This window comes from Acidobacteriota bacterium, from assembly GCA_016703965.1.
In the GTDB taxonomy this organism is placed as follows: Bacteria; Acidobacteriota; Blastocatellia; order Pyrinomonadales; family Pyrinomonadaceae; genus OLB17.
This window is the reverse complement of sequence record JADJBB010000025.1, coordinates 795,782-808,200: the sequence shown is the minus strand read 5'-3', so window position 1 is coordinate 808,200 and position 12,419 is coordinate 795,782. Positions and strand designations below refer to the sequence as shown.

Here is a 12,419-nt window from a genome sequence, read left to right as displayed (position 1 = left end):
CTAAGAATTTATACTTCTGAGACCTTCGGTGATCTTTTTGAACTTGTCGCCGAAGGCGATACGGTTTCGGTTAGCGTCGCCGCCTAAAACGGCTTCAACGGTTCCGTCTTCTCGCGTCTCGATGTGGGCCCAGACACGTTTGTGTGATAGCAAAAATACGAACAGCAACGCACCGCACAACCCGAAACCGCCGATGTACCAGGCGATGAACGCTGCGTCATACGGGTCATACTTGATCGATAAGACGTGAGCGAGAGGAGATTTTTCGAATTCGGCGAGCCGCCATTTATATCCTGCCTTCGGGGCTCCAACCGGCATGTTGTCAGCTAGTTTCTGCGCAAATGCGAAAACCCTTGTACGTTCGCCTCCGGGCGGCGTGACATTTAGCACGGCAACCGGGTTAACGTACTCCCCGCTTTTTGTGTCGGGCTGGCCATCTGGGCCGAAGGTAAAGTCCGGCAGGAACTCGGCGTATTCGACCTTCGTGCCATCAGGAAGGGAAGTATTGCCGTTACGATTGATATTCGCTCTGATAGGATCGCCGCCATTTTGGGGCGTGATGTCGAGTGCGATCGTACGGGCGTTGCCGACAGGAATGGTCTGAGCCTGGAAAAAGCGGTATCCGCGATAGTTAAATGGCGCGTTGAGGCTGACATCAGCGATCTTCTCCCCATACTGCGGATCAGTTATCTTGAGCTGGGTCCGCCAATCCATGGTGTTCGTGACGTCGATGGATCCGCCCTGGTCGATCAAACGCTGCTGAATGTCGGTGCATTCCATCGTGAAGGGAAGTTTTACGTTGAATTTCTCTTTCTTGTCCAGATTGAACTGGATCAATTCGATCTGATCTGTCGTCCCGCCCGGGATCATTCGAACGTCAGCATCAAAGCCTGTTTGAAGAGCAACGAAATGGCCCAGAAACAGGGTAAGAAGAAAGACGTGGACGACATAGGCCCCAAGTCGGTTGATCTGTCCGCTCTGGCCAAAAACCACGGTACTCGTCTTTTCCTTTATAACGGAAAAGTCCTTGCGGCCATCGGCATCAAGTCCGTACTCGATACTTTTTACTTCAGTTACCGATGACTTTAAGCCGTTGCTTTCGAATACTGACTTTATTTTCTCCGCGGCCGATGACGCATCGGTACGATCGAACTCAATGCTTGCGTTGTCCGGTTGACTGAGAAGCCACACCTTAGTTGCAGTTTTCTTCGGATCGCGAATGTAAGCCCACGCCGAAGGCCATCTGTCTATGGAGGCCAGGATGATGTTCAGCGAAAGGGTCAGGAGGAGAAGGTTGAAATACCAGCTATGGTAGATGTCGAAAAATCCCAGACGCCCGAAGACAAGCTTCTCAGCCGGCGTTAGGGAAACGTAATACGCATCGAAACCCTGTACGTTCTGCTGCAGCACAAGCATACCGATCATTGCGAGCACGACCAGGATGCACAACTGAACTACGCCGAACCTGACTGAACTTAGAAAATCCAGGGCACGGTTGAGAACCGGAGCCGATGGCTTCGTTACTTCTGGACGTGATTTGATAGTCTCTTCAGCCGCTGACATTTATTATTCAAAAGAATAGCGTAGCGGGCTTATTTTGTCACCCCTCTGTAAATAAGTTCCGCTTGTCACAAAAAGCACACCTGATTATGCAGTGAAACTTTGAAATCAGCTCCCCAGACGTTATCCTTTTCATTTGGGCTTTACACTAATTTTGCGTGATGGAAACTTTGGCAGTCGATATCGAAAATCAAAAGGTATTAGGAATGCGTGAGAAACTCGCCGCCTATGCGGAATTGACCAAACCGCGGATCGCATTTCTGCTTGTCTTAACGTCCGCAGCGGCATTTTATCTCGGGACGAAGGAATCCTTCGATTTTGTCCTTTTTGCCAACTCAATGATCGCCATCACGCTGCTGGCGTTCGGTGTTGCGACGCTTAATCAATATTGGGAACGGGATATTGACGTTTTCATGGCCCGTACGGCGAAGCGTCCTCTTCCGGCAAAACGGGTAACGTCTATCGAGGCATTGATATTCGGCATCCTTCTATGCCTCTCGGCTGAAGTTTATCTGCTGCTTGCCGTCAACGCTTTAACGGCGATCCTTGGGCTTGTGGTCATTGTCGGTTATGTTTTTGTCTATACTCCACTGAAGACCCGAACTACGGCATCTACCGCGATCGGTGCTCTTCCCGGAGCCCTGCCGCCTCTGATGGGCTGGACGGCCGCCGCGAACGATATCACGCTGGGAGCTTGGGCTTTGTTTGCGATGCAGTTTCTGTGGCAGTTTCCCCATTTCTTCGCGATCGCGTGGATGTATCGCGAGGAATACGCAAAGGCGGGAATTCTCATGCTGCCGGTCGTTGACACCGACGGACGATTGACTGCAAGGCAGATCGTCCTTTTTGCCGTCATGCTCTTTCCCGTTAGTCTTGCTCCCTTCTTTCTTGGGATATCCGGATTCATTTTCTTGGCCGGGGCGAGCATCCTAGGGCTCTGGTTTCTCTGGGCAAGTATTCGCTCGGCGAGAGCCAAGACGAAGGAGGAAGCGAAACGTCTGCTCATGGTTTCGGTAATTTACCTTCCCCTCCTTTTCATCCTCATGGTTGCTGACAAACGTTAAATCTCTATGGAAATCGGGACAGCTGAGATCATCGACAATATCGAGGAGCCGCGTCGTCGGAAAGGCGGCATATCCGGAAGTTCCGGCCCGGGCAATAAAAATGGCGGACGAAATCCCGGCGATAATGGTGGCGACGGCGGGGATGGCGGAGGCGGTGACCCGGGAAATCTTCAACAATATTCCGGTCCTACAAAGGAACCGTTCGTACCGCAGAAGTCCAGAGTTCTAACGGCATTTCTGCTGCTCGTCGTTCTAATGACCTTTGGCGGACTGATAGGAGCCTATATCGTCATCGCGACGAATAAAGCTGGTGAGTGGAAACCTTTTGACCTTCCGATCCCGATCTGGATAAGTACTGTCCTGATACTTCTTAGCAGCGTCGTCTATCATTTCGGCAAGGTCGCGGTCGATCGAAATGATCAGCGATCGGCGAAAAAGTGGTTCGTTGTGACCACCGTTTTCGGAGCGGCGTTCATCTCCTCACAAATTCTCGCCTGGCTCGCACTCAATGCGAGAGGGCTTTACATGGAAGGCAATCCCTACGCGGGATTTTTCTACATCCTTACGGCGGTGCATGCTGTGCATGTGCTCGGGGGGATCTTAGCATTAGGGACTATCCTTCTTAGAAATCTGACGCCAACCGAAAGCCTTTTTGAGATTAGCAAGCGCCAAACCCTCGCTCAGGTCGTCGGTTGGTACTGGCATTTCATGGGCGTGCTTTGGCTGGTCTTGTTCGTGTTATTAGGTTTTTGGAAGTAATGGAACTCTTACAGATCTTTCCGCATTTGAACGCCGCGTTGAATGCAATCAGCGGGCTTCTTCTTATAACTGGGTTTTACTTCATAATGAAGCGGCGGATAAGCGAGCACCGATTCTGCATGCTTTCCGCTAGTATCGTTTCGGCCGTTTTTCTGGTCAGTTATCTAACGCACCACGCACTGCGAACTTACTATTTTGGCCTTGGGCCGACGAAATTTACAGGTGAGGGAATCATCAGGCCGATCTATTTCACAATTCTTACCTCGCACACGATACTGGCGGCGGTTGTTGGGCCATTTATCATCCTAACACTCAGACGAGGGCTAAAAGGCTGGTATGAATCCCACAAGAAACTGGCCCGCCTGGTTTTCCCGGTATGGCTCTACGTCTCAACGACGGGCGTTGTGGTCTACTTGCTGCTCTATCAGATCTATCCGGGCAGGTAATATTTCAGGATTACACGAAAAATATTTACTTTAACCCCAAAATGTCCTTGAAATCCATAGTCTTTTGTTGCTATACTTCATCTGTTGAAAAGTTGATCACCGAAGTCGTCTGACGTGAGACGGCACGGGGGAACCAATTTCTGTGGAACGGTCCGCAGGACGGGGCGAAGCGTCAAGTGACGCAGGGGTAATCTTTCGCTCCTAGCCCGGCAGCTAACCTCGTAGGTGTGGCAAAGAAGTATCAGCAAGGGTTAAGCCTTTATTGGCGCGATTTCAGATGTGCTTCCCGCTCTGCTCTTTCAACAGTTAGTGGATGACATCCAGTCTTCTCAAAGGGAAAAATCCCGTCGAGCGATCGACGGGATTTTTTTGTTTTGATCTCGTAACACGGAATTTGGCGGCGTTGTCTTAAGATTTGACTCTGTATCGGTTAAACTACTTTCCGTGCATTTAAATCTACCGCGCTTAGTTGCGCTTATTTCCTCTAAGTTGATCGTGCGTATTTGCGCCGGGGTCGCGATAGCGGCTTGCTGTTTCATTTCCGATCCTGTCAGCGGAAAGGACGGTTCGGGGACGTTGAATCATGCTGAGATCGACCCAGCTAGCCGCGAGCCCCTGAACTCCCGGCGGATCATCGATCCCATTCTGCAGGATCGGCCCGAAGCTTTCAGCGAAGTGGCAAAAGTCACGGCATCAGATGCGGCGGCATCCGATCAGTTTGGCTTCAGCGTGGCGATCAGTGGTGATTATGCAGTCGTAGGTGCGCAACGCGATGATGGTTACAAGGGCAGCGCATATATCTACGTCAAAAGCGGGAGTTCGTGGGTCCAACAGCAGAAACTGGTGGGCTCAGACAGCGCCGCAGAGGATAACTTTGGATGGAGCGTCTCGATCAGCGGCGATACTGCGGTTGTAGGTGCCTATTTGGACGACGGCAGCGGTGTGGATCAAGGATCTACGTATGTATTTGTCCGAAGCGGAAGCGTTTGGACCCAGCAGCAAAAACTGACTGCCGCAGACGGGGCGGCGAGCGATCAATTCGGGATCAGCGTTGCGATCGATGGCAATACTATCGTCGCGGGAGCGTTCGGCGACGACAGCTATCGCGGTTCGGCATACGTGTTTACGCGAAGCGGTTCCTTGTGGAGCCAGCAGCAAAAGCTTACAGCCGGCGACGGCGGTGCTGACGATGATTTTGGCTGGAGTGTAGCCCTCAGCGGAGATTCAGCTGCGGTTGGTTCACCACGCGATGACGGCTCGAAAGGATCCGCCTTCGTTTTTACCAGAAGCGGAACGACGTGGAGCCAGCAGCAGAAGCTAGCGTCGACGGACGGAGCCTCGCTCGATCAATTTGGCTACAGCGTGGCGATCAGCGGAGATTCGTTTGTCGCCGGTGCCGTCAATGATGATTTTAGCGGATCCGTTCTCGGTTCAGCGTACGTTTTCACGCGGAGTGGTACATCCTGGAGCCAACAGCAAAAGCTCACCGCGTCCGATGGCGCCGCGAGTGACAACTTTGGAACTTCGGTTGCAATAGCAAATGAGGTCGTAATCGTTGGAGCCAATGGAGACGATAATGGGACGGCAAATGACCAGGGATCAGCTTATATCTACGCTCGAAGCGGATCAACATGGTCAGAGCAACAGAAATTAACAGCATCCGATGGTTCCGTAGGTGATAACTTCGGAGCCAGCGTCGCCCTAAACGGTGAGAACGGCATCGTCGGAAGCTATCTCGATGACGGGGCGACTGCAGATAGCGGTTCTGCCTACATTTTTAATAATCCAACGGGCGTAACACCAACACCAACACCGACGCCAACACCGACGCCTACTCCGATGCCGACGCCGACACCGACGCCAACACCTACTCCGACGCCAACTCCGACACCGACGCCAACGCCAACACCGACGCCAACACCTACTCCGACGCCAACTCCGACACCGACGCCAACGCCAACACCGACGCCGACGCCGACACCGACGCCAACACCGACGCCGACTCCAACGCCGACGCCGACACCAACGCCGACGCCGACTCCGTCGCCAACACCGACGCCGACGCCGTTCCCGCTCGGCATTGAGGGTGACGTATCCGCGCGGCCCGATGGTGATGGATCTATCCTGGCTAATGACGTTGTTCAGCTCAGGCGATTTGTGGTTGGACAGGATATGCCTGTTGGCACATCGAACGAGTTTCAGCGGGCAGACGTTGCTCCGATCGAGACCTCGGGAGAGGGAATTCTTGATGCCTCGGACATGTCTCAGATCAGGCGTTACATCGTAGGCCTCGATCCGCAACAGGTGGCAGCCGGTCCCACACAGCCGATCGGCAGGATCGAGGAGCTGTTTAGCTGGATCCGAGAATTATTCAGATATTCCGGCGATCGGGAGATCAAACTACGCGATGCGAGCGGGTCGAATGGCCGTTTGGTCAACGTAAGTGTTGATAGTAGAGCACTTGGTGACGCAACAGCGACCAGCTTCTCAATTGAATTCGATCCAAAGCTGCTGAAGATCGCAGCCATCTCACCCGGTATAGGAATGTCGCCGAATGCGGTCATTACCGTTAATACAGATAATGCCGCTTTTGGAAGAATTGGTGTTCTGATCGATTCTGATCAACCTTTAATGGCGGATGATGGGCAGATGCTCGCGATAGCCTTTGAGATCGCGGCGGACGCTGAACCCGGTGAGAGTATTGTCCGATTCACTGACAGCCTCGCCAACCGGGCACTCGCAGACCGCTTAGGCGATCATCTTGGAGCCAGCTATTTAGACGGTAAGGTAACGATCCTAGCTGCCAGTTCCGATACGACGGGTATTTCGGGCCGAGTGCTTACAGCTGACGGTCGCGGGATCCGCGGCGTGGTTGTCCGTCTGACCGATGGGAATGGTGTTATCAGGCGAGCGACGACTGGTGTCTTTGGCTGGTACAGCTTTCAAGACATTGAGCCGGGGCGTACCTATGTAGTTGGGGCAGAATCGAAACGATTCCGCTTTTCCTCTATAGCAGTCACGCCGGCCACGATGCTATCGGATGTTGATCTGATCGCGGTAGAGTAGTTCTGCCTAAAGCTCATTTTGTAACCACGAGCGGCTTGAACTTTAACTTCTTCAACGGGATCCGTTCGTCCGGATCGATCTCCAGGTCGGAAGGTTTCCCGTCTGTTTTGAATGTGAACGACTGGATTCGCTTGCTGACGTCGATTTGCTGAACCACCTTTTTGCCTCCGACCTTGTATGAGATCGTGAGCGGCAGCCGGAAAACGGCAGGTGTTATGGTGTCGGTCAGTTGGATTTGCGAGACCGTAAGGGTAAGGCTTTTCGATCTCTGGCTAAACGTCTGCTTTACACTTAGGCTTGGTGCTCCGGCTCCGTAGACCCACTGGTCGAAAAACCACGTGAGTTCCTGGCCTGAAACCTCTTCCATTGCCTTTCTCAGGTCGGTCGATTCGACCGGGCCGAATTTATGCCGATTCAGGTAGATGTTGATAGCTTTCCAGAAATTCTCATTACCAACCTGCTCGCGAATAGTGTGGACAATCGCTCCGCCCTTGTTATAGGTTGTCGCAGCATTATCAAACAGGGAATCTACGTCCGCCGCCCGCTGGTTGTATAAAGCGTGACGGCGGCGGTTGATCGAATCGTCGACCAGAAATGCCGCTGCATCCGAACGGATCTTACGCATATAGTCGCCACGGCCGAACTGATTCTCCCGATATGCTGCCTCCATGAATGTAGCAAATCCCTCATTGAGCCACAGTTCGGCCCAATTACGGCACGTAACCAGATCACCGAACCACGAATGGGCCAATTCGTGTGAAACGAGATCCATCACGGTCATTTTTCCAAAATCGAATTCCGCGAAGAAGATCTCAGTATCCGCCATGGTTGTTGCGGTAATATTCTCCATGCCGCCAAACTGAAACTGCGAAACGATCGTCTGGTCGTATTTGTTATAAGGAAACGCAACTCCCGTCAGCTCCTCATAGACGGCGATCATCTTTTTGGTATCACCAAAAGCCTTTCTTGCCGTCACTTCTTTTCCGGGATAAACATAAAAACCAAGCGGGATATCCTTATACTTGTCCTCGATCTTTACATACTCGCCGATGACGAATGAAACAAGATATGTCGAGTGCGGAACCGGCATCTTGTAGTGCCACGTTGAGGTTCCGTCGCCGTTGTCAGCTTTACCGAGAAACTCTCCGTTTCCGATAACAGTCTCTTTCGATTGCGCGGTAATGTATTGCTCTGTTGTCGCTTTATCGCTAGGGAAATCATATGACGGGAACCAATGACGTGCCTCTTCCGCCTCGCCCTGTGACCAGATCTGAGCTGAATGCTTGACGCCGTCCGCGGAGCTGCTGGCGTCGACAAAATATACGCCTTTCTTCGGCTCAGCACTGTATTTAAGGCGAACGGCGATGGTTTCGTCCGCACCGTAAGCTTTGTCCAGCGTTATTGTGATCTTTCCGTTAGCCGCCTTGTAGTTAAGATCGATACCGGACGGCTCGAGTTTCACCGAGGTGAATTTCAGGTCGACAGCATCGAGCTCGATCGATCGTAGGTCCGAACTTATCGGCCTGAACGAGACCGTTGTGTCGCCACTCACCGTTTTCTTCGCCCGGTCAAAGCTCGCTCGGATCACGTAATGCTGAATATCGACCGTTTGCGGCCGGTTAAAATCAGCTCTTTTGATCTGGGCAAACGTGGAAAAGGCCGCGATCACAAGGATAACGGCCGAGAAAATAACGGGAATAACCCTTTTCGTTTTCATAAAAATGTGCTGCTACGGTTTCAAATATTTCTTGAACCAGTCCATAACGTGACCGTGCCAAAACTCAGAATTCTGCGGCTTTAGGATCCAGTGGCCTTCGTCAGGAAAGACTACGAGCTTGGAATCAACGCCCTTCAACTGGAGCGTCGTGTAAAGCTGAAGGCTCTGATCGACAGGAACCCGATAATCGAGCTCGCCAGCCGTTACAAGCGTTGGGGTCGCAAAGTTCTTCGCGAACTTATGCGGTGACCAGCGATTGTACTGCACCGGATTTTCCCACGGCATTCCTTTGAATTCCCACTTTACGAACCAGATCTCCTCAGTTGCGGTAGCCATGCTTTCGAGGTTATAGACACCTGCATGCGACAGAAATGCCTTGAATTTGAATCGCGGGTCATTGTTGTGACCGAGCAGCCAGTCGACCATGTATCCGCCATAACTAGCTCCAGCCGCTCCGATCCGGTTCTTATCAACATAAGGCCGTTTAATGATATCGGCAACGCCGTTCATAATATCGGTATAGGCTTTGCCGCCCCAGTCACCTGAGATCTCATCCACGAACTTCTGGCCATACCCCGTCGATCCGCGCGGATTAGGAGCAAATACTACATAACCTTGGTTTGCCCAAACCTGCGGGTTCCAGCGGGTACTCCAGGAATCGTTCCAAGCTCCCTGCGGGCCTCCGTGAATTAGAACGATCAGAGGGTATTTTCTTGCGGGATCAAAATTTGCCGGTTTTACGACAAATCCGTGAATATTCGCTCCGAGGGCCCCTTTCCATTCGACATCCTCAGCCTTTCGCAGGCCATACCGGGTCAGGGCGGACTGATTGACCGATGTCAAGGCAGTGAGCCCGCTGCCGTCGGTTCCAACCCGCATCACCTCATTCGGCGATGTCATGGAACTCGAGGCAAAGACAAGTGTTCTTCCGTCCGCAGAGATATTTAATGAACCTGCATAAACACCATCGAGTACCTTTTTAACATGAGTTGCGATGCGAAGGCGGAAATCCGGTTCTACAGGCACTGAGAAGATCGGGTCTCGTCCTCGCTCGCCGGCCGTGAAAAACACGGTCTTGCTGTCGGAAGAGATGACCATTTCATTGACTTGCTGGTCAAATCCTTTAGTTAATTCAACGATCTCGCCATTAGCGGGGTTGTAACGCATCAAGCGCCAGCGATCGGCCTCAAATGCCGCACGCGGCTGCGACCGGAAGATCAAGTACTTGCCGTCCGGCGTGTAAACCGGTGAAGCGTCATAGCCGTTCATTCCGGCAGTGATATTCTTGGTGTTTCCGCCGCTGAGCGGCGATATGTAGACGTCGCTATTTGTCGAAATCGCTTCTACCTTATCCGGATTTCGAAGGAACACAATGCTCGATCCATCCGGCGAAAACGTGTAGTCAACTCCCGAAGCCGCTCCGTAAGGTGGCGAATCGAAATCACCAAGTGTTACATCACGAGCCGCTCCGCCCTTTTCGGAAACCACAAAGACATGGGTACGCTTACGGTCACGCCATTCGTTCCAGTGTTTAAAGAGCAGACGTTCGGTCACGTGAGCCTTGACCTTGCTGTTTTCGGCCTTCTCGTCCTCGGCCTTGTTGCACTCGTCGGACTGACATTCGGGATAAACGTCAGACGCGAATGCAATGGACTTTCCGTCACGCGACCAAACCGGCCCACTGGCGCCGCTTGAGAGTTTTGTAACCTGCTCCTTGTCATCACCGTCAGCTTCCATTGTCCAGATCTGGCCGCCGTTGTTATAGGCGATCCGTTTGCCGTCCGGCGACCACCGGGGGCCACTGCTGGAGGAATTTCCGTTGGTGATCTGGCGAGGACGGCTGCCGTCGATATTCATCGTCCAGATCTGATTCACAACGCGATTTGCCGCCATATCGGGCGTTCCGACAGTGTAAGCAACCGTCTTGCCGTCAGGCGAAAGCTGAGGGTCGGCAAGGCGCTTGAGCGTAAGCATATCCTTCGCCGTGAACGGCGTTTGGGCGTAGGCAGCCAGCGAAGCAAAGATAACGAAACCAAATATCTGTAGTACGCGTTTCATACAATTTCCTGAATGTTAAAATGTGGTAAATCTACGATTATTATCGCATATATCTTTTGCAAAGCTGAATCAATTCGCTAGGATAACCCTATGAAACCATTTAACTTGCTGCTCGTCGCTGCCGTTGCAGTTTCATCCACTTTTTCGCAACAGCCTGCCCCGGCACCGACTCCGCTGCTTTATTCCGAAAAGACGCTTGCCGAGTTAGCCCAGGTGCAAAAGGCGGCACTCGGGAGCGATTATGCCTACCGTCAAACACGATACCTGACGACGAATATCGGGCCGCGATTGACAGGGTCGGCTCAAGCCCAGCGTGCGGTCGAATACGTCGCCGACGAAATGCGAAAAGCCGGTTTAGAGGTTCGGCTTCAGAAATTGACCGTGCCGGTATGGGTTCGCGGTATCGAGACGGGCGAAGTGGTTGAATTTCCGGGTATGGCTCCTGGTACGACGCAGAAGATCGTTTTGACGGCACTTGGCGGCAGTATTGCGACTCCGGCTGAAGGGCTGACGGGCGAAATTGTCGTTGTCAGCAGCTTCGAAGAGCTCAATGCTCTGGGCCGAGAGAAAGTCGCGGGAAAGATAGTTCTCTTCAATAACAAATTCGACCGCGAATTGCAGGCAAGCGGTTTTGGCGGAGCGGCATACAGCCAGGCTGTCCAGTTCCGTTTCGGCGGAGCGATGGCGGCGGCACCGCTTGGAGCGATCGGCGTACTCGTTCGTTCGGCCGGAGGCTCCCAAAACCGGCTCGCTCATACCGGATCGATGGGCTACACGGATGGTGTGACAAAGATCCCGGCGGCGGCGGTATCATTCGAAGATGCTGAAATGCTTGCACACCTCGCCTCAGAAGGTAAAACGAAGGTTCGGTTCACGTTGACGCCGAAAACGATGCCGGACGGCGTGAGCTACAACGTCATTGGCGACCTGAAGGGAAGTGAGAAACCCGATGAGATCGTCGTTCTCGGCGGCCACCTCGACTCATGGGATCTGGGCACCGGTGCTCTTGACGATGCGACCGGCGTCGCCGTCTCAATGCAGGTCGGCTATCTGATCAAGCGGATGAAACTCAAGCCAAAACGAACGATCCGCGTCGTCGCATTTATGAATGAAGAGAACGGCGGAGCCGGTGGCCGCGGGTATTTTGAGGAATACAAAAATGACGTGGGTAAGCATTTCGCGGCTTTGGAAAGCGATCTAGGAGCCTCACATCCACTCGGGTTTCAGTTCGCGGGTAAAGCAGAGGCGTTGCCGTATTTCGCACCGCTTAGCCGTCTGTTGGCTTCGCAAGGAGCTTCGCAAGGGCAATTGCAGCCAGGCGGCGTTGGAGCGGACATCGGACCACTGACGCAGGCGGGGGTTCCGTCTTTTGCTCCATATTTCAATCAGCAGACTTATTTCAACTATCACCATACGGCGGCGGATACATTTGACAAGGTGAATCCGAAAGAGCTTGCAGAGCTCGGCTCGCTGATGGCAGTAATGGCGTACGGCCTCGCAAATCTTGAGCAGCCGCTGCCTCGATAAATTTTCGTAGGCTTGATACTTTGAGCGGCGGACATTAGACTTTGAGATATGCTTAATCGTCCGCCGCCATATTTTCCGCAGAGTCAGTTATCGCCGCCCGATCCGAACCGGTACAAGAAATTTAAATTCGTTGTCGCCGGACTAATACTTGCCGCCCTCGCAGTTCTTGCAGGCATCGGTATCGGGCTCTTCTACTTGATCCGCTGGCTTTTCTAGTTACCA

General features: G+C 52.7%; 9 protein-coding genes. 6 read left to right on the top strand and 3 right to left on the bottom strand.

Features of this window, described 5'->3' with window-relative positions:
• Positions 1-1,563, bottom strand: a complete 1,563-nt coding sequence (locus tag IPG22_21210; protein MBK6590800.1) for a cytochrome c biogenesis protein ResB — start codon at positions 1,561-1,563, stop codon at positions 1-3.
• A gap of 158 nt (positions 1,564-1,721) precedes the next feature.
• On the opposite strand from IPG22_21210, the gene cyoE reads away from it, so the two are divergent.
• The 4 genes from cyoE (at position 1,722) to IPG22_21190 (ending at position 6,895) form a co-directional block, all read left to right on the top strand.
• Positions 1,722-2,624 (top strand): protoheme IX farnesyltransferase, encoded by a 903-nt coding sequence (cyoE, locus tag IPG22_21205; protein MBK6590799.1) that lies wholly within the window; start codon positions 1,722-1,724, stop codon positions 2,622-2,624.
• Between the two features lie 6 nt (positions 2,625-2,630).
• Entirely contained in the window at positions 2,631-3,383 is a 753-nt protein-coding gene (locus IPG22_21200) for a cytochrome c oxidase subunit 3 (GenBank protein ID MBK6590798.1), read from the top strand.
• Positions 3,383-3,829 carry a DUF420 domain-containing protein gene (locus IPG22_21195; GenBank protein MBK6590797.1) on the top strand — a complete coding sequence of 149 codons (447 nt, stop codon included), beginning with the start codon at positions 3,383-3,385 and terminating at the stop codon, positions 3,827-3,829. Before IPG22_21200 ends, IPG22_21195 begins: the two co-directional genes overlap by 1 nt.
• A gap of 489 nt (positions 3,830-4,318) precedes the next feature.
• Entirely contained in the window at positions 4,319-6,895 is a 2,577-nt protein-coding gene (locus tag IPG22_21190; GenBank protein MBK6590796.1) for a carboxypeptidase regulatory-like domain-containing protein, read from the top strand.
• Positions 6,896-6,908: 13 nt separating this feature from the next.
• Here IPG22_21190 and IPG22_21185 read toward each other — a convergent pair whose 3' ends face one another.
• The gene (locus tag IPG22_21185; protein MBK6590795.1) at positions 6,909-8,612 is read right to left on the bottom strand and encodes a M1 family metallopeptidase; all 1,704 of its coding nucleotides are present in this window, start codon (positions 8,610-8,612) and stop codon (positions 6,909-6,911) included.
• A 12-nt stretch (positions 8,613-8,624) separates the two neighbouring features.
• Positions 8,625-10,670: a S9 family peptidase gene (locus IPG22_21180; protein MBK6590794.1), complete on the bottom strand. Its 2,046-nt coding sequence runs from the start codon at positions 10,668-10,670 to the stop codon at positions 8,625-8,627.
• A gap of 90 nt (positions 10,671-10,760) precedes the next feature.
• Between IPG22_21180 and IPG22_21175 the strand changes: the two genes are divergently transcribed.
• Positions 10,761-12,197 (top strand): M20/M25/M40 family metallo-hydrolase, encoded by a 1,437-nt coding sequence (locus IPG22_21175; GenBank protein ID MBK6590793.1) that lies wholly within the window; start codon positions 10,761-10,763, stop codon positions 12,195-12,197.
• A 48-nt stretch (positions 12,198-12,245) separates the two neighbouring features.
• Complete coding sequence (locus IPG22_21170; protein MBK6590792.1) at positions 12,246-12,413, top strand: hypothetical protein; 168 nt, start codon at positions 12,246-12,248, stop codon at positions 12,411-12,413.
• The last annotated feature ends 6 nt before the right edge of the window (positions 12,414-12,419 follow it).

Excerpts from the sequence above, each read along its gene's own strand:
- IPG22_21175 (MBK6590793.1), top strand. The coding sequence starts at position 10,761 with ATGAAACCATTTAACTTGCTGCTCGTCGCTGCCGTTGCAGTTTCATCC.
- IPG22_21195 (MBK6590797.1), top strand. The coding sequence starts at position 3,383 with ATGGAACTCTTACAGATCTTTCCGCATTTGAACGCCGCGTTGAATGCA.
- IPG22_21170 (MBK6590792.1), top strand. The coding sequence starts at position 12,246 with ATGCTTAATCGTCCGCCGCCATATTTTCCGCAGAGTCAGTTATCGCCG.
- IPG22_21180 (MBK6590794.1), bottom strand. The coding sequence starts at position 10,670 with ATGAAACGCGTACTACAGATATTTGGTTTCGTTATCTTTGCTTCGCTG.
- IPG22_21185 (MBK6590795.1), bottom strand. The coding sequence starts at position 8,612 with ATGAAAACGAAAAGGGTTATTCCCGTTATTTTCTCGGCCGTTATCCTT.
- cyoE (MBK6590799.1), top strand. The coding sequence starts at position 1,722 with ATGGAAACTTTGGCAGTCGATATCGAAAATCAAAAGGTATTAGGAATG.
- IPG22_21210 (MBK6590800.1), bottom strand. The coding sequence starts at position 1,563 with ATGTCAGCGGCTGAAGAGACTATCAAATCACGTCCAGAAGTAACGAAG.
- IPG22_21200 (MBK6590798.1), top strand. The coding sequence starts at position 2,631 with ATGGAAATCGGGACAGCTGAGATCATCGACAATATCGAGGAGCCGCGT.